22 protein-coding genes are annotated in these 25,116 nt (G+C 71.3%); 8 read left to right on the forward strand and 14 right to left on the reverse strand.

Annotation, left to right across the window (positions count from 1 at the left end; translation table 11 throughout):
- Positions 1–183: 183 nt before the first annotated feature.
- Positions 184–1,563, reverse strand: coding sequence for an argininosuccinate lyase (argH, locus tag BLT59_RS21285; protein ID WP_091785057.1), 1,380 nt, complete (start codon positions 1,561–1,563; stop codon positions 184–186).
- Between the two features lie 42 nt (positions 1,564–1,605).
- Between argH and BLT59_RS21290 the strand changes: the two genes are divergently transcribed.
- The 3 genes from BLT59_RS21290 to BLT59_RS21300 all read left to right on the forward strand — a co-directional run bounded on the left by BLT59_RS21290 (position 1,606) and on the right by BLT59_RS21300 (position 5,448).
- The gene (locus BLT59_RS21290; RefSeq protein WP_091785061.1) at positions 1,606–2,247 is read left to right on the forward strand and encodes a thiol:disulfide interchange protein TlpA; all 642 of its coding nucleotides are present in this window, start codon (positions 1,606–1,608) and stop codon (positions 2,245–2,247) included.
- A 64-nt stretch (positions 2,248–2,311) separates the two neighbouring features.
- Positions 2,312–3,514: a Na+/H+ antiporter NhaA gene (gene nhaA / locus BLT59_RS21295; protein WP_091785064.1), complete on the forward strand. Its 1,203-nt coding sequence runs from the start codon at positions 2,312–2,314 to the stop codon at positions 3,512–3,514.
- 176 nt (positions 3,515–3,690) lie between these two features.
- On the forward strand, positions 3,691–5,448 hold the full coding sequence (locus BLT59_RS21300) for a carbamoyltransferase family protein (RefSeq protein WP_091785067.1): 1,758 nt from the start codon (positions 3,691–3,693) through the stop codon (positions 5,446–5,448).
- Between the two features lie 76 nt (positions 5,449–5,524).
- On the opposite strand, the gene BLT59_RS21305 is transcribed toward BLT59_RS21300, so the two are convergent.
- The 4 genes from BLT59_RS21305 to BLT59_RS21320 all read right to left on the reverse strand — a co-directional run bounded on the left by BLT59_RS21305 (position 5,525) and on the right by BLT59_RS21320 (position 9,211).
- Positions 5,525–5,881, reverse strand: coding sequence for a hypothetical protein (locus BLT59_RS21305; RefSeq protein ID WP_091785071.1), 357 nt, complete (start codon positions 5,879–5,881; stop codon positions 5,525–5,527).
- 124 nt (positions 5,882–6,005) lie between these two features.
- Complete coding sequence (locus BLT59_RS21310; protein WP_091785074.1) at positions 6,006–6,683, reverse strand: haloacid dehalogenase type II; 678 nt, start codon at positions 6,681–6,683, stop codon at positions 6,006–6,008.
- Positions 6,684–6,754: 71 nt separating this feature from the next.
- Positions 6,755–8,281, reverse strand: coding sequence for a murein biosynthesis integral membrane protein MurJ (gene murJ, locus BLT59_RS21315; RefSeq protein WP_091785076.1), 1,527 nt, complete (start codon positions 8,279–8,281; stop codon positions 6,755–6,757).
- Positions 8,282–8,611: 330 nt separating this feature from the next.
- On the reverse strand, positions 8,612–9,211 hold the full coding sequence (locus BLT59_RS21320; protein ID WP_091785080.1) for a superoxide dismutase: 600 nt from the start codon (positions 9,209–9,211) through the stop codon (positions 8,612–8,614).
- Positions 9,212–9,512: 301 nt separating this feature from the next.
- Between BLT59_RS21320 and BLT59_RS21325 the strand changes: the two genes are divergently transcribed.
- Positions 9,513–10,403, forward strand: coding sequence for a hypothetical protein (locus BLT59_RS21325; protein ID WP_091785084.1), 891 nt, complete (start codon positions 9,513–9,515; stop codon positions 10,401–10,403).
- A 24-nt stretch (positions 10,404–10,427) separates the two neighbouring features.
- Here the strand turns inward: BLT59_RS21325 and BLT59_RS21330 are convergent, their stop codons facing one another.
- From BLT59_RS21330 to BLT59_RS21345, 4 genes are all read right to left on the reverse strand, one after another.
- On the reverse strand, positions 10,428–12,143 hold the full coding sequence (locus BLT59_RS21330; protein ID WP_091785087.1) for a sensor histidine kinase: 1,716 nt from the start codon (positions 12,141–12,143) through the stop codon (positions 10,428–10,430).
- Positions 12,144–12,314: 171 nt separating this feature from the next.
- Positions 12,315–13,052, reverse strand: coding sequence for a tRNA (guanine(46)-N(7))-methyltransferase TrmB (locus tag BLT59_RS21335; RefSeq protein WP_091785090.1), 738 nt, complete (start codon positions 13,050–13,052; stop codon positions 12,315–12,317).
- Between the two features lie 315 nt (positions 13,053–13,367).
- On the reverse strand, positions 13,368–14,546 hold the full coding sequence (metK, locus tag BLT59_RS21340; RefSeq protein ID WP_091785093.1) for a methionine adenosyltransferase: 1,179 nt from the start codon (positions 14,544–14,546) through the stop codon (positions 13,368–13,370).
- Positions 14,547–14,718: 172 nt separating this feature from the next.
- On the reverse strand, positions 14,719–15,126 hold the full coding sequence (locus tag BLT59_RS21345) for a helix-turn-helix domain-containing protein (protein ID WP_091785208.1): 408 nt from the start codon (positions 15,124–15,126) through the stop codon (positions 14,719–14,721).
- Positions 15,127–15,703: 577 nt separating this feature from the next.
- Between BLT59_RS21345 and BLT59_RS21350 the strand changes: the two genes are divergently transcribed.
- From BLT59_RS21350 to BLT59_RS21360, 3 genes are all read left to right on the forward strand, one after another.
- Complete coding sequence (locus tag BLT59_RS21350; protein WP_091785096.1) at positions 15,704–16,570, forward strand: thermonuclease family protein; 867 nt, start codon at positions 15,704–15,706, stop codon at positions 16,568–16,570.
- A gap of 5 nt (positions 16,571–16,575) precedes the next feature.
- Positions 16,576–18,060, forward strand: a complete 1,485-nt coding sequence (locus BLT59_RS21355; RefSeq protein WP_091785099.1) for a M48 family metalloprotease — start codon at positions 16,576–16,578, stop codon at positions 18,058–18,060.
- A 73-nt stretch (positions 18,061–18,133) separates the two neighbouring features.
- Positions 18,134–18,814, forward strand: coding sequence for a glutathione S-transferase family protein (locus BLT59_RS21360; RefSeq protein ID WP_091785211.1), 681 nt, complete (start codon positions 18,134–18,136; stop codon positions 18,812–18,814).
- A 30-nt stretch (positions 18,815–18,844) separates the two neighbouring features.
- Here the strand turns inward: BLT59_RS21360 and BLT59_RS31430 are convergent, their stop codons facing one another.
- The 5 genes from BLT59_RS31430 to BLT59_RS21380 form a co-directional block, all read right to left on the reverse strand.
- A complete protein-coding gene (locus BLT59_RS31430; RefSeq protein ID WP_173009347.1) occupies positions 18,845–19,000 on the reverse strand; it encodes a hypothetical protein in 156 nt (51 codons plus the stop codon).
- 75 nt (positions 19,001–19,075) lie between these two features.
- Complete coding sequence (locus tag BLT59_RS21365; RefSeq protein ID WP_091785102.1) at positions 19,076–19,513, reverse strand: EamA family transporter; 438 nt, start codon at positions 19,511–19,513, stop codon at positions 19,076–19,078.
- 191 nt (positions 19,514–19,704) lie between these two features.
- Complete coding sequence (locus BLT59_RS21370; protein ID WP_091785105.1) at positions 19,705–21,957, reverse strand: xanthine dehydrogenase family protein molybdopterin-binding subunit; 2,253 nt, start codon at positions 21,955–21,957, stop codon at positions 19,705–19,707.
- Positions 21,958–21,965: 8 nt separating this feature from the next.
- Entirely contained in the window at positions 21,966–22,973 is a 1,008-nt protein-coding gene (locus BLT59_RS21375; RefSeq protein WP_091785108.1) for an FAD binding domain-containing protein, read from the reverse strand.
- The gene (locus tag BLT59_RS21380; RefSeq protein WP_091785215.1) at positions 22,970–23,494 is read right to left on the reverse strand and encodes a (2Fe-2S)-binding protein; all 525 of its coding nucleotides are present in this window, start codon (positions 23,492–23,494) and stop codon (positions 22,970–22,972) included. Before BLT59_RS21380 ends, BLT59_RS21375 begins: the two co-directional genes overlap by 4 nt.
- A gap of 234 nt (positions 23,495–23,728) precedes the next feature.
- On the opposite strand from BLT59_RS21380, the gene BLT59_RS21385 reads away from it, so the two are divergent.
- Positions 23,729–25,114, forward strand: a complete 1,386-nt coding sequence (locus BLT59_RS21385; RefSeq protein WP_091785111.1) for a M20/M25/M40 family metallo-hydrolase — start codon at positions 23,729–23,731, stop codon at positions 25,112–25,114.
- The last annotated feature ends 2 nt before the right edge of the window (positions 25,115–25,116 follow it).

Raw genomic sequence — 25,116 nt, forward strand, 5'->3', positions numbered from 1 at the left:
TTTGAGGGGCGCTGTGGATGAGCGGGCGCCCGGTTCGGGGAAAGCGCGCCGGCCCGGACCCGGAATCGGCCCGACGGATCAGGCCGGGTTCCGAATTCGGCCGCCCTCGCGGCCCCGCGCTGTGAACCGACCAGGTCATGCCCCTCCTCTGCCATCCGCCGGTCGCCGACGGGGCGCGCCGGCTCAGCCCAGCCGCTCGATCCAGGCCTGCGCCTGCCGCCGGACGTTGTCGGGCGCGGTGCCGCCGTAGCTGGTGCGGCTCGCCACCGAATTCCCGACGCCGAGCACCGCGTAGACCGCATCGGTGATCCGCGGCTCCGCTTCCTGCAACTCAGCGAGCGACAGCTCTTCCAGGCCCACCCCCTTGGCGGAGGCGACGCCGACGAGGCGGCCGGTCACATGGTGGGCCTGCCGGAACGGCAGGCCGAGCTCGCGCACCAGCCAGTCGGCGAGGTCGGTGGCGGTGGCGTAGCCGGAGCCGGCGGCCCGGGCGAGCACCTCGGCGTTGGGCTCCAGATCCTGCACCATGCCGGTCAGGGCGGCGAGGCACAGGGAGAGGGCCTGGAGGGCGTCGAAGGTGCCTTCCTTGTCCTCCTGCATGTCCTTCGAATAGGCGAGCGGCAGGCCCTTCATGACGATGAGCAGGCCGGTGAGCGCGCCGATGATCCGGCCGCTCTTGGCCCGCACCAGCTCGGCAGCGTCGGGGTTGCGCTTCTGCGGCATGATCGACGAGCCGGTGGTGAAACCGTCGGACAGGCGCACGAAATTGAACTGGGCCGAGGTCCAGACCACCAGCTCCTCTGCGAAGCGCGACAGGTGCACGGCGCAGATCGAGGCCGCCGCGAGCGCCTCCAGGGCGAAGTCGCGATCGGCGACCGAATCGAGCGAGTTGGCGGTCGGCCGGTCGAAACCGAGCGCCGCCGCGGTGGCGTGCCGGTCGATCGGGAACGAGGTGCCGGCGAGCGCCGCGGCGCCGAGCGGGCACTCGTTGAGCCGCGCCCGGGCGTCGCGGAACCGGCCCCGGTCGCGGGCCAGCATCTCGACATAGGCCAGGCAATGGTGGCCGAAGGTCACCGGCTGCGCGGATTGCAGATGGGTGAAGCCCGGCATCACGGTGGCGGCGTGCTTGAGCGCCGTCTGGCTGAGCGCCCGCTGCAGGTCGGCGGCCTGCTGGTCGAGGGAATCGAGGGTGTCGCGCACCCAGAGCTTCATATCGGTGGCGACCTGATCGTTGCGCGAGCGCGCCGTGTGCAGGCGGCCGGCGGCCGGGCCGACGATCTCGGTCAGCCGGCTCTCCACGGACATGTGGATGTCCTCGAGCTCGCGCTTGAACACGAAGGTGCCGGCCTCGATCTCGTCGCGCACGGACTTGAGCCCGGCCTCGATCGCGGCCACATCCTCCGCCGGCAGGATGCCGGCTTGGCCCAGCATCGCCACATGCGCCAGCGAGCCGCGGATATCCTGGGGCGCGAGGCGCTTGTCGAACCCGATGGAGGCGTTGATCTCCTCCATGATCTCCGCCGGGCCGCTCGCGAAGCGGCCGCCCCACATCCGGTTGCTCATGTCGATCCTTCCGCGCCCTGACCGTCCCGAGGGCCGAGCCTGATGCCCGGCCGCACGCCCATCCTGGCCGGCGCGGGCGTCGCCGCGCTCGCCGTCCTCGGCCTCGCCCTATACGGGAGCGGTCTCCTGCCCGGCAACACGGGCGGCGCCCTCCAGCCCTGCGCCGCCGCGAAGCCCGCGCTCGCCCGGGTCGACGCGGCCGCGAGGGGCGAGGTCGCCGCCATGCAGGCCCTGCCGCAGGCCCGGCCCGCACCGGACATCCGGTTCAAGGGGCCGGACGGCGCCGAGACCGGCCTCGCCGACCTCAAGGGCCGGCTGCTCCTCGTGAATCTCTGGGCGACGTGGTGCGCGCCCTGCAAGGCCGAGATGCCGGCCCTCGACCGGCTCCAGGCGCAGCTCGGCGGGCCCGACTTCCAGGTCGTCGCCATCAACGTCGACACGCGCAATCTCGAGAAGCCGCCGGAATGGCTGAAGCAGGCGGGGATCCACGACCTCGCCTTCTATGCCGATCCCGGCGGCCGCGTGCTGCCGATCATCCAGCGCGACACCCAATCGCCCGGCCTGCCGACCACGATGCTGATCGACGCACAAGGCTGCACCATCGGGGTGATGAAGGGGCCAGCCGCGTGGTCCAGCCCGGACGGGCTGGCGCTGATCCGCGCGGCCCTGGGGCGGACGTCGTAGGACATCGACCGGGATGTCGTCCGGCGCTTGCACGCGCCCGCGATGCGCGGCAAGGCCTGCCACGATGACGTGGCCCGCCCCCGACGATACCCCGCAGAGGCGGGGCCCGCGACCCCTCTCGATCATCCGCACGCTGCTCGCCGGCGAGGCGGCGGGCGGGCTGATCCTGATGGCGGCGGCGGCCCTGGCGCTGGTCGTCGCCAACGGGCCGCTCGCCGAAACCTACGCGCACGGGCTCCACGCCGCCCTCGGTCCTATGAGCGTCCAGCACTGGATCAACGACGGCCTGATGGCCGGGTTCTTCCTGCTGGTCGGGCTCGAGATCAAGCGCGAGGCGCTCGACGGGCGGCTGCGCACCTGGCCCGACCGGGTCCTGCCCGGCTTCGCGGCGCTCGGCGGCATGGCGGTGCCGGCCCTGGTCTATGCTCTGGCCAATCTCGGCGCCGGCACCCTGCGCGGCTGGGCGATCCCGGCGGCCACCGACATCGCCTTCGCGCTGGGCGTCCTGGCGCTGCTCGGATCGCGCGTGCCGGTCTCGCTCAAGATCTTTCTCAGCGCCGTCGCCATCGTCGACGACCTCGGCGCCGTCGTGGTGATCGCGCTGTTCTACAGTTCCGGCCTCGACCTCACCATGCTGGGGCTCGCCGCCCTGGTGCTGGCCGCCCTCTACGGCCTCAACCGGGCGGGGATCGGATGGCTTCCGGCCTACGGGCTCCTCGGCCTCGTGCTCTGGGTCCTCGTGCTGCGCTCCGGCATCCACGCGACGATCGCGGGGGTGCTGCTCGCGCTCACCGTCCCGATCCGGGTGAGCCCGGGCCGGCCGGAGGACGCGCACTCGCCTCTGCACCGGCTGGAGCACGCCCTCGCGCCCTGGATCACCTACGGGGTTGTGCCGATCTTCGGCTTCGCCAATGCGGGCGTGGATCTCTCCGGCTTCACCCCCGAGGCCCTGCTCCAGCCGGTGACCCTGGGCATCGCGGCCGGGCTGTTCCTGGGCAAGCAGGCCGGCGTGTTCGCGAGCCTGCGGCTGGCGGTGGCGCTGGGGCTGGCCAAGCGTCCAGCCGGGGCCGGCTGGGGGCAGGTCTTCGGCGTCGCGGTGCTGTGCGGCATCGGCTTCACCATGAGCCTGTTCATCGGCGGCCTCGCCTTCCCGGACCCGCAGCACGAGACCGCCGTGAAGCTCGGCGTCCTCGCGGGCTCGGCCCTGTCGGGTCTCGCCGGCGCGGCGATCCTCCTCGTCGCGAAGCCCCGCGTCACCCCGCACTAGCGGGCGGCCGGCGGCGCCTCCGTCTTTGCGAGCGGAGCGAAGCAACCCAGAGCAGCGCGCGATCCCCGGACGTGGTGTGTCGCTGGGTTGCTTCGCTGCGCTCGCAAAGACGAGGACGGCACCTCGCGCACAGCCCGGGCTCCGTCCGGCGCGAAAATGCGTTACCCCCCGTCGGCATGCGCTTCTATCTCGGCCTCGCCACCACCTTCCACGACCCGGCCCTCGCCCTGGTCGGCCCCGACGGCACCCTGCTCTTCGCCGAGGCGGCGGAGCGCCCCCTCCAGTACAAGCGCGCGCCGAACTGCGAGCCGGACGCCCCGGCCGTGATGGCGGCGCTGCTGAAGGACCATGTCCCGCCGGGCTCCGAACTCGTGATCGCCTCCACCTGGGGCCCGCAATTCACCGACTTCCTGCGGGGCCAAGCCGGCGCCGGCTCCTTCGACCTCCTGGCGCTGTCGGCCCACACCACGGCGCTCAACCGCTCCTTCGTGCCCGAGCAGGCCGAGCGGGTATTCATCGCCGACCTCCACGGCGCGCAGGAGCGGGCCGGGCACGGCACCCTGCTGGCCCTGAACCAGGAGGCGCGGATCACCGGCGCGGCGCCCCGGGCGACGATCGCCGGGCAGCGGCGCTACCCGCACCACCTCTGCCACGCCGCCTACGGCCTCTGGGGCAGCCCCTTCGACACGGCCACCGCCCTGGTGGTCGACGGCATGGGCGAGACCGGCGCGGCGGCGATCTACCGCCTGGAGGACGGCCGGATCACGGAGCGGCGTCGCCACCGCGGGCGCGGCTCGCTGGGTTTCCTGTACGGGCTGATCACGGATCTCGCCGGCTTCGACCAGGTGAAGGGCGAGGAGTGGAAGATCATGGGGCTCGCCCCCTACGGCCGGCCCGATCCGGACCTCGCCGCGCTGCTCGGCCGGCTCTGTACGATGGAGGGTCACCGCCTGCGCTATGCGGATGCGGAGACGATCCGCGCGGTCGCCGCGGAGATCCGCGCGCGCCGTCCCGCCGACGCCCTGGAGAGCGGCTGGGCCGACCTCGCCCGCTGCGGCCAGGATCTTTTTGGGACCCTCATGGACGCGCTGGTGGCCGAGGCCTACGCGCTGGCACCGTCCGAGAACCTCGTGATCGCCGGCGGCTGCGGGCTGAATTCCTCCTATAACGGCCGGGTGCTCGGCCGGTCCGGCTTCAGCCGGCTGCATGTTCCCTCCGCGCCGGCGGACGACGGCAACGCGGTCGGCGCCGCGTGGCTCGCCTACGCGGAGGACCATCCGGGCTGGGCCGGGCCGCCGCCGGAGCAGCGCCCGCTGACGCCCTATCTGGGCTCCCGGGTCTCGACCGGCGCGATGGAGCGGCTCGCCGAGCAGGAACCCCGCGCCCGGCGCGTCGGCCACGCAGCGGCGACAAGCGCGGCGGCGCGGATCCTGGCCGAGGGCGGCCTCGTCGGCTGGGTGCAGGGCCGGGCGGAGTTCGGGCCGCGGGCGCTCGGCAACCGGTCGATCCTGGCCGATCCGCGGCCGGAGGGCGCCAAGGACGCCCTCAACGCCAAGGTGAAGTACCGGGAGGGGTTCCGGCCGTTCGCACCGTCGATCCTGGCGGAGGCCGGGCCGGACTGGTTCACGGATTACGCCGACAGCCCCTACATGGAGCGCACCCTGGTCTGGCGCGAGGCGGTCCGCGCCCGCGTGCCGGCGGTGGTCCACGCGGACGGCACCGGCCGGCTCCAGAGCGTCACGGCTTCGCGCAACCCGGCCTACGCGGCCCTGATCGGCGCCTTCGCGGCGATCACCGGCGTGCCGATCCTGCTCAACACGAGCTTCAACGTGATGGGCAAGCCGATCCTCCACGGCGCGGAGGACGCGATCCTGATGTTCTACACCAGCGGCCTCGACGCCCTCGTGGTCGAGGATTGGCTGGTGGTGAAATGACATGCGCCGCGCCCCTGGGGGACGCGGCGCCGGTCGCGCGGGCGCGACGGTGACTTAGCGGTGACGCGGCAGTGCCTTACTCGCAGACCTCGACGCGGCGGTAGGTGAACTCGCCGTCGCCGAGCCACTCCTTGCGGCGCTCGTAGTGGCAGATCGGGCCGCGGCGCTCGCGCACCACAATGGTCTCGGGCTCCTCGACCACGACGCGGCGCGGGCGGTACTCCGGCGGCGGCGGGGGCGGCGGGTTCGCGCCGTTGACGAGGGCGCTGCCGACCATGCCGCCGACGACGCCGGCCGCGAGGCCGCCGACGATGGCACCGGTCTGGTCGCGGGCGGTGGCCGGGGCGACCGCCCCGAGCACCAGGGCCGCGGCGAGGGCTGCGGCCCCAGCGCGGATCGTCGTGAAGGAACCGTTCAAGGACACGCGAAACATCTCCCGTTCGTGTTGAGGATGATCCAACACTGGGAGGATTAAGAATCCCCGAAACGGGCCAACTGAATTGTGTGCCGGATATAGCGGCGCGCGGTCGCGGGCGCCGCCCTGATCGGCAAGCCCGTCAGAGCAGCCCGTCGAGGGACTGGACCACCCCGGTAGGCGCCAGATCCGTGTACTCGTCGGGCAGGCCCTTGCGGTTGACCCAGGCGGTCCGGAATCCGAAGGCTGCCGCCCCCGCCACGTCCCAGCGGTTGGACGAGCAGAACAGCACGTCGCCCTGCCCCACGGCCAGCCGGGTCAGGGCGATCCGGTAGGCGTCGGGATGGGTCTTGAACACCGACGCGGCGACCACCGAGAGGACCGCGTCGAGGTGGTCGGCGAGCCCCGCCGAGGCCACCGCCCGGTCGACCATGGCGGCGTTGCCGTTGGTGAGGACGGCGGTGCGGATCCCGCGCTTGCGCAGGGCCGCCAGCACGCCCGGAACCTCCGGATAGGCCTCGAGGTCGCGGTAGGCGTCGAGGAGCCGCTCGCGCAGGGCGGGATCGACGTTCGGGTGGACCGCCAGGGCGTAGTCGAGGGCCCGGACGGTGAGGTCCCAGAAGGCGGCATACCGGCCCATCAGCGACAGGGTCCAGCTGTATTCGAGCTGCTTGTTGCGCCAGACCTCGGAGAGGTGGGCGGCGTCCGGCCCCACCGCCTCGGCGTAGCGCTGGACCGCTGCGTTCACGTCGAACAGCGTGCCGTAGGCGTCGAACACCGCGGCCTTCACGCCCGCGAGCGGTCCTGGTGCGTCGGTCATGGCGTTCCTCACTGGGTGCTCTCGCCCGATCTGGGGCCGGACCCGCGCGGCGGCGAGCCCGGCCGGGTCATTCAGGCCCGGCGCAGGCGCAGGCCGAACAGGTGCAGCAGGCCCGCCAGCAGGCCGCCATAGACCAGCGCGCCGGCGAGCCCCAGCACCGCCAGGACGACGAGGTCGCGCCCGTGCGGGAGGGCCGGCACCAGCGCCTGGACAAGATCCTGGCCGTAGACGGCGACCGCCGCCAGCCCGAGGCAGGCCAGCGCCACCCCCGCGACAGTGAGCCCGAGGGTGCGCCCCGGCGCCGTCCAGTTCCGGCGCTTGGCCAGGACGACGAGCAGAAGCAGGTTGACCCACTGGGCGACCGCGGTGGCGAGCGCCAGGCCGGTGACGCCGTAGGGGCCGGTGAGCCACAGCTTCAGAGCGACGTTGACGCCGATCGCGGTCAGGGAGGCCCAGAGCGGCGTCTTGGTGTCCTGGCGGGCGTAGAAGCTCGCCACGGCGCTGCGCACCAGCACGACGGCCGGCAGCGCGAAGCCGTAGGCCGCCAGCACCGAGGCCGCCCGCGCCGTGTCCTCGGCGCTGAAGGCGCCGCGCTGGAACAGCGCCGCCATGATCAGGCCCGGGATGGTCAGGAAGGCCACGGTGAACGGGGCCGACAGGGCCAGGGAGAAGCCCGCGGCCCGGTTCTGCGCCGTATGCGCACCGGCGACGTCCCCGGCGGCGATCCGGCGGCTCATTTCCGGCAGCAGCACGGTCCCGGCCGCGATCGCGATGACCCCGAAGGGCAGCTGGTAGAGCCGGTCGGCGTAATAGAGCGCCGAGACCGCCCCGGTGGGCAGCCAGCTCGCGATGATCGTGTCGGCGAAAGTGGCGATCTGGAAGCCGGCCGCGCCGATCACCGCCGGCCCGAGCACCGTGAAGAAGCGCTTGAGCGCGGGATCGAGGCGCGGGACGGCGAGGTCCGGCATGACGCGGGCCCGGCGGCAGCCCCACCACAGCAGCCCGAACTGGAGCACGCCCGAGACGGCGACGCCCCAGGCGGCAGCGTAGGCCGCGTTCGGGAACAGGAAGCTCAACCCTAAGGCCGCCAACATGGCGAGGTTGAGCAGGACCGGGGCGCCCGCCGCCACGGCGAAGTGCCGGTGGGCGTTCAGGATGCCCGACAGCAGCGTCACCAGCGTCATGAACAGCAGGTACGGGAAGGTGATGCGGGTCAGCGCCACGGCGAGCTGGAAGCGCTCGCCGTCCTCGGCGAATCCCGGTGCCAGGGCGTGGACCACCCAGGGCATGGCCGGCAGGGCGAGGTTGAGCAGCACCAGCTGCACGATCAGCATCAGGGTGAAGACGCGGTCGGCGAAACGGTGCGCCTCGCCGGGGGAGCCGGCCTCCGCGAGCCCGGCATAGGCCGGCACGAAGGCGGTGTTGAACGCCCCCTCGCCGAAGATCGCGCGGAAATGGTTCGGCAGCCGGAAGGCGACCACGAAGGCGTCGGCCATGGGCCCGGCGCCCATGATTGCGGCCATCACCACGTCGCGGGCGAAGCCGGTGACGCGTGAGACCAAGGTCCAGCCGCCGACGGACAGGATGGAGCGGATCATGGGTGGGGCCGCTGACCGGAGGTCCGCTCCGGCCATTTCGGGCCCGCGGTTTCGGACAACGAGGCCGGCCGCCCGGATGCGAGGCGGAGCGCGGGTCCCCGCTCCCGTGTGGGAGCGGGAGCGCGTCGCGCCTTGCACGGACTGAAGCGCGGAGGCGCCTGTCTCTGCGGAGATGGGCGTGCGGCGCGTGGTGTCGCGGTAGCGCAGTGAAACGAAATGGCCGGCCCCTTCTGCACCGGGTCATCCGGCGTCGGGCGCATCAAGAGCCGGTTTCGTGCGCCACCTCAAGGGTGCCGCGGACACAGGATCCGCGGCACCGGCGGAGAGGCCTCAGGCGGTCGCCTCGGCGTACATCTTCTCCACGTGCTCCCAGTTCACGAGGTTCTCGATGAACGCCTTGAGGTAGTCGGGCCGGCGGTTGCGATAGTCGATGTAGTAGGAGTGCTCCCACACGTCGACGCCGAGGATCGGCTTGGCGCCGTGGACCAGCGGGTTCTCGCCGTTCGGGGTCTTCATGATCGCGAGCTTGCCGTCCTTGACGGCGAGCCAGGCCCAGCCCGAGCCGAACTGGCCGACGCCCGCCTGGATGAAGTCCGCCTTGAACTTCTCGGCGCCGCCGAGATCCTCGTCGATCTTCTTGGCGAGCGCGCCCGGGATCGCACCGCCGCCATTCGGCTTCATCCACTGCCAGAAATGGATGTGGTTGTAGTGCTGGCCGGCATTGTTGAAGAGCGGCTGATTGGTGTTGTAGGAGGCCTTGACGATCTCCTCGACGCTCTTGCCCTGGAGATCCGTGCCCTCAAGCAGCTTGTTGCCCGTATCGACATAGGCCTTGTGGTGCTTGTCGTGGTGGAACTCGAGGGTTTCCTTCGACATGTACGGCCCCAGCGCGTCGTAGGCGTAGGGCAGTTCCGGCAGGGTGAAGGTCATCGCGTCTATCTCCGCTTAGCAGGGGGCGGCCTCGTCCCCGGCGGGGGATCCCGAGTCGAGAGCCCGCTAGGTAAGTCGGCGGCCGCAAGACGGCAACGCCGTTCCGCCACGGCGGCGCGGGAAGTTCCGGGATCGCGGACGTGCGGCGGCGGGCCGGCCTTCTCGGAGATAGCCGGGCGAGATCCGAACTATTCGGGTTTCCCGACCATCTCGCCACCGCGTTTTGCAATATGCCGGCTAGGCCTTACTGTGCGACACGCCTTGAGCGCCGGCCGTCAGCCGGCCCGTGTCAGAGAGTATCATGATCGCTGCGCTGTTCGCGCTCGCCGCCGCCATGATCATCGGGGGCTGCGCCGCCGTGATCCAGGGCTTCCCGTACGTGCGTCTGGAGAGCGGGCTCGCGATGGTGATCGCGGGGTCGGTCGCGGCGTCGTCGGGTGCGGTGCTCCTCGGCCTCGGCGTCGTGGCGCTCGGTTTCCGGCGGGTCGAGCGGGCGATCGGGCGTGTCCCGACGGCCGGCGAGCGGCATGCCGCCCCTGCCGCCGCCCCTGCCGCCGCACCGGCTTCCGCCGACGCGGACCGGACCCGGCTGCCGCCGCTCCTGCCGGCGGCGCCCGCCTTCATCGTCCCGTCGGTGGTCGAGCCCGCCTTCGATCCCGAGCGTCCCCGGATGGAGCCCAGCCTGGAGCTCCGGGCCGACGAGGCTCGCACGGCCGTTCCGGAGGCCGCTGCGGTCGAGGCCGCGAAGCCGGCCCCGGTCGAGCCCGACCCGGTGCATGCGGCTCCGCCTGTCCTGGCGCCGGAGCCGAGCCTACGGCTCGAGACCGGAGCTCCGAGGGCCCAGAGCGCGATCGCTCCCGAGGACGATCTGTTCGCCGCGCCCGAGCCGCCTCCGGAACCCCGGGAAGAGGTTCGGCAAGAGGTTCGGGAAGAGGTTCGGGAAGAGATCCGAGCGGAGTCGCCATCCCTGCGCCCGAGCCTCGACACGGCCCCCGAGCCCGAGCCGGCCCCGAAGCTCGCCGCGCGGACCGTGGTCGGGCGCTACGCCTCGGGCGGCAACACCTACGTGATGTTCGAGGACGGCTCGATCGAGGCGGAGACGCCGCAGGGCCGCTTCACCTTCGCGTCGCTCGACGAGCTGAAGGCCTTCGTGGATGGCGGCGGCGAATCCGGGACCCGCGGCGCGGCCTGAGCCTCCGCCAGGGCGGAGACGGCGTCACACCAGCGGGTTGAGGCTGTCGTTGCGCGGCGGGATCGGAGCCCGCATGGTCAGGGAGAAGCCGCCGGGGGCGTAGTCGGTCGTCACTTCGGCCTGGACCTGGGTGATCAGGACGCGCTGCAGCAGGCGCGAGCCGAAGCCCTGGCGGCTCGGCGGCGCGACCGGAGGGCCACCGGTCTCGCGCCAGGAGAACCGCAGGATCCCGGCCGGCCCACCGGACTCCATGGACCATTCCACCGCCACCCGCCCGGTGCGGTTCGACAGCGCCCCATACTTCGCGGCGTTGGTGGTGAGTTCGTGGATCGCCATGCCGATCGGCACCGCGATTTCGGAGGGCAGATCGATCGCCGGCCCGTCCAGGCTGATGCGGCCCTCGGCGCCGCCATCCGGCGCCACCTCCGCATAGGGCTTGAGTTCGTTGCACAGGAGGTTGGCCAGAGACGCCGTCTGCCATGTGTCCTCGGTGAGGACCGAGTGCGTGTGCGCCAGGGATTTGATCCGTCCGACGAACGCCTCGTAGAAGCTCTCGATGCTCGACGCCGTCCGCGCGGTGGAGCCCACGATGGCCTGGACGGTGGCCAGGGTGTTCTTCACCCGGTGATGCAGCTCGCGGATCAGCAGGCTCTGGCGCTCCTCTGCGACCCGGCGGTCGGTCACGTCGGCGACGACGCCGATCAGGCGGCGCGGCAGGCGGCTGGGGGCATCGCGCTCGAACCGGCCGGCCATGTCGATCGTGCGCCACGCACCGTCGGACTTGCGCCGGATCCGGCCGCTGATGTGCAGATCTCCGTCCTCCCGCAGCGCGTTGGAGATCGCCCGTCGGACCGCGGGGCGGTCGTCGGGGTGGAGGATGTCGTTGAGAAACTCGGTCTTGCCGATCGTCCCGTCCTCGGGCGCGTGCCCGAAGATCTCGTACATGTGCTCGTTCTCCCAGATCGCCTGATCCTCGAGCATGTGCCACTCGAAGATGCCGAGCTTGGCGACCGTGGTCGCAACCCGCAGGCGCTGGTCCCGGGACAGGATCTCGTCCCGGGCCTCGACCCGCGTGGTGATGTCCTGGAGGACGCCGACCATGCCGGCCAGCGCGCCATCGGGGCCTGGCACGGCCTGCCCCCGCACCCGCAGGATCACGGTCCGGCCGGTCACCGTCGTGGCCGTGTCGAACTGATACGGCTCGCCGGTTCCGTCCGCCTCGGCGATCAGCGCACGCAGGCGCGCGAGTTCCGGCTGAGACAGGCCGGCCTTCAGCTCCTCCCACGAGACGGAGCGGCCCGGCGGCCGCCCGAGGATGCGCGCGGCCCGGCGCGACAGGGTGAGAAGGCCGGTCGCCCGGTCCCAGCGCCATTCCCCAAGCCCGGCGGCCGCCAGCGCCTCGCGATTCGCCTCGGAATGGGCCGCCGCGTCCACGTCGACCGACTCGATCACCAGGGTCCGGCCGGTGCGCCGGACCCGCACGTCCAGGGGGGTGCCGTCCGCCCGGCGCCAGAATTGGAGACCGTCCCGGAGCCCCTCCGGTCCCTCGTTCAGAAGGTCCGCGGACTTTCGCCCGGACAGGGTGCCCGCCGGCCAGCCGAGCAGATCGTGCAGGGCCCGGTTGGCGGCAACGATTCCGACATCGTCCGCCGACAGCACAACGAGGCCGATCGCGGCCTCGTCGAAGCCGGTGCGAAACGGGTCCACCGCCGCCGGGTCCTGCCCCACCCTCTCATTCACTCGGAAGAATCCTCGAACGTGCCGTGGCACGCTCCCGCCGGAGATGGGCCCCCTCCCCCGCGATCCGGGACCGCGATGGGCCCTCAGGATGGCGATCGAGCGTGACTGTGGCAAGGCGTTCCGGTCAGCCTGCGGCGACCGGGCACCCGCCCGGTGCGATCGGGACCGGGTTCAGCGGGGGCGGCGGGCAAATTCCAGGTAGGTGGGCCGGCGGCCGGCCTCCAGCGCCTTGGCCTCGTAGCGCGTGCCGGGCCAGCCCGGAAAGGGCTGCGTCCAGTCCCGCACGCCCTGTGCCGTCCAGGTCAGGAGAGGACAGCGCGCGGCCCGGACCAGCGTCCAGCCGGCATAATCGTCGATGTCGCTGGCAAACCGAAACAGGCCCCCATCCTTCAAGACGCGGCCGATCTCGGCGAGGGAGGCATCGGAGACGAACCGGCGCTTGCGCTGCCGCCGCTTGGGCCAGGGATCGGGGTAGAGCAGATAGACCCGATCGAGGCAGGCATCCGGCAGCCGCGCCAGGAGGGCGGTCACGTCCTCGTCGCGGATACGGACGTTGCGCAGCCCGTGCGCCTCGATCGCCGCCAGCAGCTTGACCACGCCGTTGACGAATGGCTCGGCGCCGATGAAGCCGACGGTCGGCTGCGCGGCCGCCTGGGCGGCGAGGTGCTCGCCGCCGCCGAAACCGATCTCCAACCAGAGCGCCTCGGGCGGCGCCGGCATGGCCGGGAACAGCGTACGTGGATCGAGGGGCCGGTCGTCCGGCGGCAGGTCGACCCGCAGGGCCGGCAGCAGCTCGGTGAGCCGGCGCTCCTGCTCGCCGCGGAGGCGCTTGCCCTTGCGCCGTCCGAAGAAGGCGCGCTCCGGCTCCTCGGCCACGTGGGAGGAGCGTCCAGTTGGGTCGGTGTCCACCGGCTCAAATCTACCTTGGAGAGGGGACGCGACCCGTTCCCGAGCACCTCGGGGGTCAGCGGAAGGTGGTCCGGGACCGGGCGCCCGACACGCCGCGAAGCGGCACACTTTGATCGCTCGGGAGCCGCGAGCAACCTTCTCCAAGCCGGGCGCTTCGCGTCGTCCTGTTCCGGGTCCCGGATCGCATTTCGCTGACGCTTCATGCGCCCGGGAAAGGTGCCGCGCTGAACGCACCGCCCATCCCTGTTCATCCCGCCCCGGTGTGGCGCCGGTTTTCGGCCTGCGCGCGGGGATGATGCAGCGTGGAGCTCGCCCTCAGGCCAGCGCCGACTTCAGCTTGCCGGCGAGATCGGTACGCTCCCAGGAGAAGCCGCCATCGGCCTCCGGGGCGCGGCCGAAATGGCCGTAGGCCGAGGTGCGCGCGTAGATCGGCTTGTTGAGGCTGAGGGCCGTGCGGATGCCGCGGGGCGACAGGTCCATGGCGTCCATCAGCACGGCTTCGAGCTTGGCCTCGTCCACGTTCCCCGTGCCGTGCAGGTCCACGTAGATCGAGAGCGGCTTCGAGACGCCGATCGCGTAGGCGAGCTGGATCGTCGCGCGGCTGGCAAGGCCGGCTGCGACCACGTTCTTGGCGAGGTAGCGCGCCGCGTAGGCCGCCGAACGATCGACCTTGGTCGGATCCTTGCCGGAGAACGCGCCGCCGCCATGCGGGGCCGCGCCGCCGTAGGTGTCGACGATGATCTTGCGGCCGGTGAGGCCGGCATCTCCGTCAGGGCCGCCGATCACGAACTTGCCGGTCGGGTTCACGTGCCAGGCCGTGCCCTCGTTGACCCAGCCCTGCGGCAGGGCCTTGAGGATGTAGGGCTCGACGATGGCGCGCACGTCCGCCGAGTCGAGGGACTCGTCGAGGTGCTGCGTCGACAGCACGATCTGGGTGACCTCGACCGGGCGGCCGTTCTCGTAGCGGACCGTGACCTGGCTCTTGGCGTCGGGGCCGAGCTTGGCGGCATCGCCCTGACCGGCCTTCCGGGCGTCGGCGAGATCCTTGAGGATCCTGTGGGCGTAGAAGATCGGCGCCGGCATCAGCTCGGGCGTCTCGTCGGCGGCGTAGCCGAACATGATGCCCTGGTCGCCCGCGCCCTCGTCCTTGTTGCCCGCGGCGTCCACGCCCTGGGCGATGTCGGCCGACTGGGCGTGCAGGTAGATGGCGACGTCGTTGTTCTTCCAGTGGAAACCCGACTGCTCGTAGCCGATATCCTTCACGGCCTCGCGGGTCAGGGCCTCGAGGTCCTTGAACGTGACCGAATCGGGGCCGCGCACCTCGCCGGCGATGACGATGCGGTTGGTCGTGGCGAGCGTCTCGACGCCGAGCCGTGCCTCGGGCATCGCCGCGAGATAGGCATCGACCACCGTATCCGAGATCCTGTCGCAGACCTTGTCGGGGTGTCCCTCGGACACGGACTCGCTGGTGAACAGGTAGTTGGAACGCGGCATCGGACGGCCTCAGTTTCAGAGGTACGCCGTCGCGATCGCGGCGTTGACCCTTCATGGGGCCGGGGTTCTCGCACCCGACCGGAGCCCGGTCAAGACGGAGGAACGAACGGATCCGCTATAACGGACAAAGCGACCGAAAAAACGACCGGCCTCGCGCGATAGGCCGGCGGCCTCAGCCGCCGAGCTTGCTCTCGAGGGCCCGGATGGCGTCGGCCACGTCGCGGCGCGCCTCCTCGGAGAAATTCTCGGTGATGTGGCGGCCCACGACTTCCGCCAACCCCTTCAGCCCCCCCTCCGACAGGGCGGATTGCTCGCGCTCGCCGAAGCCCGGTGCGATGAAGTCGTCGTTGCGGGGCATGCCCTTGAAGAAGTAATCCATCGGCACGCCGGTCATCCGCGAGAAGATGTCGAGATGTACGGCGCTGATCCGGTTGGTGCCCTTCTCGTACTTCTGGAGCTGAGCTGCAGACATACCGAAGCTCTGCGCGACGCGGCGCTGTGTGAGCGACGCCTTCCGGCGCTGCTCGGCGATGCGTTGCCCGACATAGACGTCGCGCTGATCGGTCTTCTGGCCCGCCATGAAGTGCTCGTCCACCCCCGCCATGAATCCTGGCGGCAAAGCTTAGCGCGGCCCTCGGTACTTGTCACCGGCGGGCGGCCGACGTGGTGGACAAATTGCGCCCGGCTCTGCGGCCGGAGAGATCTGCAAGACGAGAAAACTTGGTGTCCCCGGCAGGGCTCGAACCTGCGACCCCAGGTTTCATACCACTTCGGCTTTCGCCGCCGCGTCCCGAAGGTCCGCGTTCGTGGCCTGGACTATCCCTTCACCGTGGACTGGACTGCATCCAGCCGTTAGGTGCCGCCCGTCTAGTCTCTACACCTTCCCGCAGGACGCCGGGGCGCCGCGCGGGCTTGGCTCGGGATTGGCAGAGCATCGGACGCCTGAGCGCCGATACCGGAAGCGTTCCCCGACTTTGAGCGGATCCGTCGCGTGGTTTCCCGGCGCGACGCCCAATTGAACCTCTTTAGGAAACCTGTGCTCTGTCCAGCTGAGCTACGGAGACAACCGCGGGCTCCATAGCATTCTCCCCAGCCGAGGCCAACCGCGCTCGGTGGAGGGGCGGCGGTGTCGGGGCCCGCGATCGCGGGGGTGTTCGATGGGCAGGATCGGGGGCTCGGGCGGGCGGCGGCGGGCGGCGGCCCCGCAGGCGGGGTTCGCAGCCATGCTCGCGGCCATGCTCGCCACGATTCCGCCGAGCCCGACACGGGCCGCGCCGCGGACCGGCCTCTCCGATTGCGCCACCGGGCCGGCCCGTGAGGACGTCGTGGCGGGGATCTCGCCCCGGGGCGAGATCCGCCTGGCGTCGGGCCTCCGCGTGGTGCCTGATTCGCTGCGGTGGCCGGACGCACCGGAGGCCGCATCCGCGGCCCAGGCGTGGCTCGAGGACCGGCGGGGCGCCCGGGTCACGGTGATTCCACGCGGGCAGCCCGATCGGTGGGATCGGCTGCGGGCCGATCTGCTGATCCCCGAGGATGAGGGGGATGTGGCGGCCCGCCTCATCGAGGCGGGGCTCGCATTCGCGGACGCGAACGAGGCCGAGGCGCTCTGTCGGCCCGCCCTGCGCCTCGTCGAGGACGCCGCCCGCGCGCGCGGGCTCGGCCTCTGGGCCGCGGCGCTCCCGGCGGCGCAGGACGGCCCGGCGCTCCGGACGAAGGCCGGGCACTTCGTGGTCGTGGAAGGCCGGGTCCGCCATGTCGGCGAGCGCGGCGCGCGCACCTATCTGGATTTTGCGGCCCGCGGCAGGGACGGGCTCACGGTGACCGTATCGAAACGCACTTGGCGAATGATGCGCGCCCGTGGTTTGAGTGCGGCCTCGCTCGAAGGCCGGCGCGTGCGGGTGCGCGGTCTCCTGGAGGTCCGGCGCAGCCCGACCCTGGAGGCCGCGACCGACGGGATCGAGACTCTGGACGAGGCGGACCGGCCGGAGGCCGGTTCGGACGAGGAACGGGGATTGCGGCGCTGATCGCCATGGGCGGGATCACGGGGCATATCATGTTGGGGCGGCTCCTCGGTTCGGGCCGCCTCCCGCGCGGTGCTGCGGCACTCGGCGGCTTGGCTCTGCTGCTCGGCGCGTGCGTCGCCGACCAGACCGAGGCGACCGTGCGGCAGGCCGTGGTGCGGGTGCCCGCGGAGGCGCCGCGCACCACCGGCCGCGAGCGCGCCGCGGATGCCGACCACCTCAAGCTCGTGGCCTCCTTCGGGGGCGAGGCGCGGGCGCCCAACGTCACGCGGATGCTCACCGAGGTGACCGACCGCCTCGTGAAGGCGAGCGACCGGCCCGACCAGGCCTATACGGTGACGCTCCTCGACTCGCCCGCGGTCAACGCCTTCGCTCTGCCGAACGGGCGGCTCTACGTGACCCGCGGCCTCGTCGCTCTGGCGAGCGATACCTCGGAGGTTGCGGCCGTGCTGGCGCACGAGATGGCCCACGTGACTCTCAACCACGCCACGGCCCGCAGCGAACTCGAGTTGCGCTCGGCGCTCGTTAGCCGCGTCGTGGCCGACGTTCTGAACGATCCCGATACCGGGGCGCAGCTGCAGCACCAGTCGCGCTTCGCGCTGGCCCGGTTCTCCCGCGAGCAGGAACTGGAGGCGGACGCCACCGGTGTGCGCACCCTCGCGAAGGCCGGCTACGATCCGTTCGCGGCCGGGCGCTTCCTCACCGCGCTCAACCGCTCGACGGGGCTGAAGGCCGGCAGCGCCACGCAACCCGACATGCTGGCGACCCATCCGGGCACCGCCGAACGCATCACCCAGGTCACCCGGGCGGCCCGCCGCATCGGCGCGCCGGGCATCGGCACCGACGACCGCGCCAGCTACCTCGCGGCGGTGGATGGCCTCGCCTATGGCGACAATCCGCGCGACGGCGCGGTGCGCGGGCACCGCTTCATCCATCCCGGCCTCGGCATCGCCTTCGAGGTGCCGGAGGGCTTCACGCTGGAGAATACCCGTGCGGCGGTGCTCGGGACGACCCAGGACGGTAGCCGGCGCCTGCTGTTCGACCAGATCGAGGCCAAGGACGGCCAGCCCCTCGACGCGGTGCTGAAAGCGAGCTGGAACGACGCCTTCGACCCGGCCGGCTTCGAGACTCGGGAGGTTGCCGGCCACCCGGCGGCCTTCGCGCTGTCGCGGGGGAAGGAGTGGACCTTCCGCCTCGCGGCGATCCGGATCGGCGATTCGACCTACCGGATGATCATGGCCGCCAAGGGCGCCACCGATCCCGATCCGGCCTTCCGCCGCTGGATCGCGACCCTCGTGCCGGCATCGCCGGACGAGACGGTCCTGCATTCCCTGCGGCTGCAGGTGGTCCAGGCGACCTCGACCAATGCCGAGGATCTCGCCCGCCGCATGGCGGTGCCCGACCGGGCGCTCGACCGGTTCCTCCTCCTCAACGGGCTGGAACGGGGGGCGCAGCTGGTCCCGGGCCGCAGCTACAAGATCGTGGCGGAATAGCCGCCCTGCGCGGCTGCGCCTTGTGCCGATCGCGGCCCCGGGGATCCTTCCGGGGTCGTTCAGGGAGAGCGCCGTGATTCGGTTTTTCTACAATCTCAGCCCCAACCCCATGAAGGTCGCCCTCTGCCTCGAGGAGATGGGCCTGCCCTACGAGCCGGTGCCGGTCGATACCCGCAAGGGCGCGCAGTTCGATCCCGCCTACACGGCGGTCAATCCGAACGGGAAGGTGCCGGCAATCGTCGACGGCGACGTGACGGTGTTCGATTCGAACGCGATCCTGCTGTATCTGGCGGGCAAGACCGGCCAGTTCCTGCCGGAGGGCGAGCCCGTCCGCGGCGAGATGCTGTCCTGGCTGATGTTCGTGGCCACCGGCATCGGGCCGTTCTCGGGCCAGTGCGTGCATTTCCGCCACTTCGCGCAGGACGGCGGCGCCTATGCCACCGAGCGCTACACCTTCGAGGCGCGCCGGCACTGGGGCATCCTCGACCAGCGGCTCGCCGACCGCGCCTACGTGCTCGGCGACTGCTACACGATCGTCGATATGGCGGTCTGGGGCTGGGCGCGGATGGTGCCCTTCATCCTCGGCGAGGGCGCCTTCGCGGACCTGCCCAACGTCAAGCGCCACCTCGACGCGCTCAACGCCCGGCCGGCCGCGCAGGCCGCCGAGGCGCTGAAGGGCCGCCACGCCTTCAAGGCGGAGATGGATGAAGAGGCGCGGCGCTTCATGTTCCGCGCCGTCCAGAGCGCCGCCTGACGGGCGGCCGGATCGGACCGCTCCCTTGCCTCAAGGCGCGGGGGCGGTCACCGTGAGCATCGGCAGGGTGACGGAGAGCGTGCCGGCCGGCGGGCGCTCGGTGCCGAGCGTCAGGCAGGCGCCGAGTCCGAGACAGAGAGCGAGACCGAGAAGCGAGGTCTCGAAGCCGCGATAAACCCATTCCATGTCGGTCCCCTTTCGCGAGGCAACCGCAGGATGCACGCGTCGCGTTAAGGGATCGGTGCGCCAGCGCGCATGCCCTCACCAGCCGGACGCGACGAGGGCGGCCCCGGCGGCGATCAGGCCGACACCGATCCAGGCCGCGAGGCTGAGGGTCTCGCCGAGGAAGGTGGCGCCGAGGATCGCCACCAGCACGACGCTGAGCTTGTCGATCGGCGCGACCCGGGCGGCCTCACCCAGCGACAGCGCCCGGAAGTAGCAGAGCCACGACGCCCCGGTGGCGAGCCCCGACAGGATGAGGAAGACGAGGCTGCGGCCGGAGATCTGCGCGAGGCCGCCCGACTGACCGGAGCCGACGACGATCGCCCCGGCGAAGATCAGGATCACGGCGGTCCGCACCAGGGTCGCGACATCCGACTGGACGCCGGAGACGCCGACCTTCGCGAGAATCGCGGTGAGCGCCGCGAAGCCCGCGGCGGCGAACGCCCAGAAGCGCCAGGATTGCAGCAGGTGGCTCACCGGGACCTCGTGCCGTTACTGTTCCGGGCGCACGGACGCACGCTCGTCTTTGCGAGCGGAGCGAAGCAATCCACGAGCGCCCTACCGGCCGAAGGCGCCCTTCCCCGGGTCGCTTCGCTCCGCTCGCGATGACGGAGAGGCACACGGAGAAGCCGCCGGGCCTTGGGCGCGGCGGCTCGCGGGGCGCGAAGTCAGAGCAGCTTGTCGGGGGTGATCGGCAGGTGGCGCACCCGCTTGCCGGTGGCGTGGAACACGGCATTCGTGATCGCCGCCGCGACGCCGACGATGCCGATCTCGCCGAGCCCCTTCACGCCCAGCGGGTTCGCCTTGTCCTCCTCGTCCACGAAGATCACGTCGATGTCGTAGATGTCGGCGTTCACCGGCACGTGGTACTCGCCGAGATTGTGGTTCATGAACCGGCCGATGCGGTGGTCGAGCATCGACTCCTCCTCCAGGGCCGAGCCGATCCCCATCACCACGCCGCCCAGGATCTGGCTGCGCGCGGTCTTCGGGTTCAGCACCTTGCCGGCCGCGATCGCCGAGACGACCCGGGTCACCCGGACCTGACCCAGCTCCTCGTCGACCTTCACCTCAGCGAATATCGCCGAGTGGGTGTAAGCCTCGTACTTCTTGTTGAAGTCCTGGTCGGGCCCGGCCTGCTCGACCGCCTCGACCTTGTCGACGCCGGCCGCCTGCAGCACCTCGACAAGCGAGACGCTGCGGCCCGGGTCGCCCGCCACCGCGATGCGCCCGTCCGCGAACACCGCCCGGTCGAAATCGACATTGGCGAGGGGCGAGTTCTCCATGGCGCGGGCGAGCTTGAACACCTGCGCGCCGACGTTGCGGCAGGCCTTCATCACCGCGGTGCCCGACGAGGCCGCCGTCCAGGATCCGCCCGCCACGGGGGCTTCCGGCAGGCGGGTGTCGCCGAGCTTGGCCGTCACCGCGTCCATCGGCAGGCCGAGGGTGTCGGCGGCGATCTGGGTGAGGATCGTGTAGGTACCGGTGCCGATATCGCCGGTGGAATTGCCCACCGTGAGGCGACCGTCCGGCGTCAGGGTCGCGATGGCGCTCGACTGCATCATCATCGATTCCCAGATGCCGGTGGCCACGCCCCAGCCGACCAGCTCCCGCCCCTCGCGGGTGGAGCGGGGCTCGGGGTTGCGCTTGGCCCAGCCGAAGCGCTCGGAGCCGAGCTCGAAGCAGCGCCGCAGCTCCTTCGAGCCGAAGGGCTTGCCCTCGGCGGTGGCGTCCGATTCGGCGTAGTTCTTCAGCCGCAGCGCGATCGGGTCGAGCTTCGCCGCATAGGCGAGCTCGTCCATGGCGGTCTCGATGGCGAAGACGCCGGTGACCGCACCGGGGGCGCGCATGTCGCCGGGCGTCGGCGTGTCGAGCTTCACCAGCCGGTAGCCGAGCGCAACGTTGTCGCAACGGTAGAGGACGCCCGACCAGTTGACGACGACCTCCTGGTAATCCTCGTACTGCGAGGTGCCCTGGACGGCGTCGTGCCGCAGGGCCGTCAGCGTCCCGTCCGGCTCGGCGCCCAGCGCGATCGTCTGCAGCGCCTCCGACCGGTAGGTGAAGCTCCACATCTGGTCGCGCGACAGGGTCACCCGCACCGAGCGCTTCAGCTCCTGCGCGGCCAGCATCGCCAGGAACAGCTGGTATTGCGGACGCAGGCCCGAGCCGAAGCCCCCGCCGAGATAGGGGTTGAGCACCCGCACCTGATCGGGCTTCAGGCCGAACACGTTGGTCAGATACTGGTGGCTGTTCGAGACGCCCTGGATCTTGTCGTAGACCGTGTAGGTTCCGTCCTCCTCCACCACCACCGTCGAGGCGTGCGGCTCCATCGGGTTGTGGTGCTCGTCGGCGAGGCTGTATTCGCCCTGGACGCGGATCGCCGCGCTGCCGAAGGCCGTGTCGGCGTCGCCCCAGGGCTCCGGCGGCGGCTTGATGCCCTCGCGGTTGTAGGGCGGGTCGTAGGCAGTGCCGCGCAGGGCCCTCAGATCGGTGCCGGGCTCCTGGGCCTCGTAGCTGACCCGGACCAGGGAGGCGGCGTAGCGCGCGGTCTCGAAATCCGCCGCCACCACCAGGGCGACCGGCTGGCCGCTGAACACGATCAGGTCGTCGTAGAGGGCGCGGAACGGCGAGCCGGGGGGCGCCACCTGATCCTGGAAGTTCTTGTCCCGCCACGCGGTGCGCGGCCGGTTCTCGTGGGTGAGCACCTTCAGGACCCCAGGGACCGCCTCGGCCTCGGCCGAGTCGATGGCGGTGATCCGGCCCTTGGCGATCGCACTCGACACGACATAGCCGTAGGCGAGGTCGGGGGCGGCGAACTCGCCCGCGTATTTGGCCAGTCCCGTGACCTTGGCGGGTCCGTCGATGCGGCTGCGCGGGGTGCCGACGAAGGTGTCGCGGCCGGTGGAGCTGAAGGTCTGGGTCATGGCAGGACCTACTGGATGCGCTTGTCGCTGAGCGACTGGGGCGTGCCGGCGGCGGCCTGTTCGAGGCCGCGCACGATGGCCCGCCGGGCGAGATCGATCTTGAAGCCGTTCGTCGCCTGGGGCTTCGCCTCCGCGACGATGAGGTCGGCCGCCGCCTGGAAGGTTTCGCGAGTCGCGGGCTTGCCCTCCAGCAGCGCCTCGGCCTCGCGGTTGCGCCAGGGCTTGTGGGCGACGCCGCCGAGCGCGAGACGGGCGGTCTTCACCGTGTCGCCCTCGAGCTCCAGACCCGCCGCCACCGAGACCAGCGCGAAGGCGTAGGACAGCCGGTCACGCAGCTTCAGGTAGGTGAAGTGCTGCGGGAAGCGGCTCTCCGGCAGGTCGACCGCAACGATGATCTCGCCGGGGGCGAGGTTGGTGTCCTTTTCCGGCGTGTCGCCCGGCAACCGGTGGAACTCCGAGAACGGGATCGACCGGTCGCCCTGCGGCCCGCTCACCTGCACGCTCGCCTCCAGGGCGGCCAGCGCGATGCACATGTCGGAGGGGTGGGTGGCGATGCAGTGCTCGCTGGTGCCGAAGATCGCGTGGATGCGGGTCATCCCGCCGATCGCCGAGCAGCCGGAGCCGGGCTCGCGCTTGTTGCAGGGCGTGGCCACGTCGTAAAAGTAGTAGCAGCGCGTCCGCTGGAGCAGGTTGCCGCCGGTCGAGGCGGCGTTGCGCAGCTGCGCCGAGGCGCCGGCCAGGATGGCGTTGCGCAGCAGCGGGTAGCGTTCCGTGACCCGCTCGTCGTAGGCCACCTTGGCGTTGGTGGCGAGCGCCCCGAGCCGCAGGCCGCCCGCATGGTCCTCGATCTGGTCGAGGGGCAGCCGGGTGATGTCGATCAGCCGACCGGGCTTCTCGACCTCGTACTTCATCAGGTCGATCAAGTTGGTGCCGCCGGCGATGAAGCGCGCCCCGGCGCCGAAGGCCTGCACCGCCTCCGCCACCGTGCCGGCGCGGACGTAATCGAAGCGGTTCATCGGGCGCCTCCCTGCATGACGTCCTCGATGGCGTCGACGATGTTGGTGTAGGCGCCGCAGCGGCAGATATTGCCGCTCATCGCCTCGCGGATCTCGTCGCGGGTGTGGGCGTGGCCCTCGTTCATCAGGCCCACCGACGAGCAGAGCTGGCCCGGCGTGCAGTAGCCGCACTGGAAGGCGTCGTGCTCGATGAACGCCTCCTGGATCGGGTGGAGGGCATTGCTGCCCGCCCGGTCGCCGAGGCTGGCGAGCCCCTCGACCGTGGTGATCTCGGCGCCGTCCTTCATCACCGCGAGCGTCAGGCAGGAATTCACCCGGGTGCCGTTCACCAGCACCGTGCAGGCGCCGCACTGGCCGTGGTCGCAGCCCTTCTTGGTGCCGGTGAGGTCGAGCCGCTCGCGCAGCAGGTCGAGCAGCGTGGTCCAGGGAGCGACCTGGAGCTCGCGCCGCTGCCCGTTGATCGTGAGCGTGATGCCGATGGGCGTGTCCGCCGCCACCGGCGGCTGTGTCTCGAGGCGCATGGTGTCGTCCACGATCTGGGCCGGCCGGGGCCGGGCGGGGAGCAGAGGAAGCGGCGACGGGGGCGGCGCGCGGAGGCCGGCCGGCCATTCGGTCGATAACAATTCCAATCTGTCCCTGTTCCGCTTGGAGCCCGTCATGGCCGCCCGGCGGACCCGGCATCGAAGATCGGACATTGCGGCGCCCGCTTCGCCTCGGCTAACCCTGGTCCTGCGAAAAAACCCCGGAGCCCCCCGATGGCCGCGCTCGACGCGATCCTCAACGACATCGACACGGATCTGGAGAACGCCCTGGAGCGGCTGTTCGCCTTCCTGCGGATCCCGTCGATCTCCACCGATCCCGCCTATGCCGGGCATTGCCGCGAGGCCGCCGCCTGGCTCGCCCAGGACCTGACCGCTTTGGGCTTCGAGACCTCCGTGGAGGAGACCTCGCTCCACCCGGTCGTGCTGGCCCACCGGCCGAAGGCCGGGGCGCCGCACGTCCTGTTCTACGGCCATTACGACGTGCAGCCGGTCGATCCGCTCGACCTGTGGAAGACACCGCCCTTCGAGCCGCACATCGCCGACGACGGCCAGGGCGGCAAGACGATCGTCGGGCGCGGCGCCTCCGACGACAAGGGCCAGGTGATGACCTTCGTGGAGGCCTGCCGGGCCTATATCGCCATGCACGGCGAGCTGCCCTGCGGCGTCACGATCCTGATCGAGGGCGCCGAGGAGAGCGGCTCACAGGGGCTTCCCGAATGGGTCGCGGCCAATCGCGAGAAACTCGACTGCGACGTGGTGCTGGTCTGCGACACCGGCATGTGGGACCGGAAGACCCCGGCCATCACCTCGTCGCTGCGCGGGCTCGCCTATTTCGAGGTGAAGGTCACCTGCGCCGACCGCGACCTGCATTCCGGCTTCTTCGGCGGCGCGGCGCGCAACCCGATCCACGTGCTCGCCAAGATCATCGCCGACCTGCACGATGCCGACGGGCGGGTGACGATCCCGGGCTTCTACGAGGGCGTGCACGAGCGCCCGCCCGAGGTGCTGGAGCAGTGGCGCGGCCTCGGCCTGACGCCCGAGACGCTGCTCGGCCCGATCGGCCTCAAGGAGCCCGCGGGCGAGCGCGGCCGGATGCCGATCGAGCTGGTGCAGTCGCGCCCGTCCTGCGACGCCAACGGCATCATCGGCGGCTATACCGGCGAGGGCACCAAGACGGTGATCGCCTCCACCGCCTCCGCCAAGGTCTCGTTCCGCCTCGTGGACGACCAGGACCCGAAGCGGCTCGCCGAGAGCTTCGAGGCTTTCGTGCGCGCGCGGGTGCCGGCGGACTGCCGGGTCGAGGTCATCACCTACAAGGGCTCGCGGGCGATCAGCCTGCCCTTCGACATGCCCCAGCTCGAGGCCGCCAAGGCGGCGCTGCAGGACGAGTGGGGCGTGCCGGCCGTCACGGTGGGCGCGGGCGGCTCGATCCCGATCGTCGGCGATTTCAAGCGGATCCTGGGGCGCGACACCCTGCTGATCGGGTTCGGCCTCGACGACGACCGCATCCACTCGCCCAACGAGAAGTACGACCTGACGAGCTTCCACAAGGGCACGCGCTCCTGGGCGCGGATCCTGGCGGCCCTCGGTCAGGGCTGATC

The organism is Methylobacterium sp. UNC378MF, assembly GCF_900103195.1.
In the GTDB taxonomy this organism is placed as follows: domain Bacteria; phylum Pseudomonadota; class Alphaproteobacteria; order Rhizobiales; family Beijerinckiaceae; genus Methylobacterium.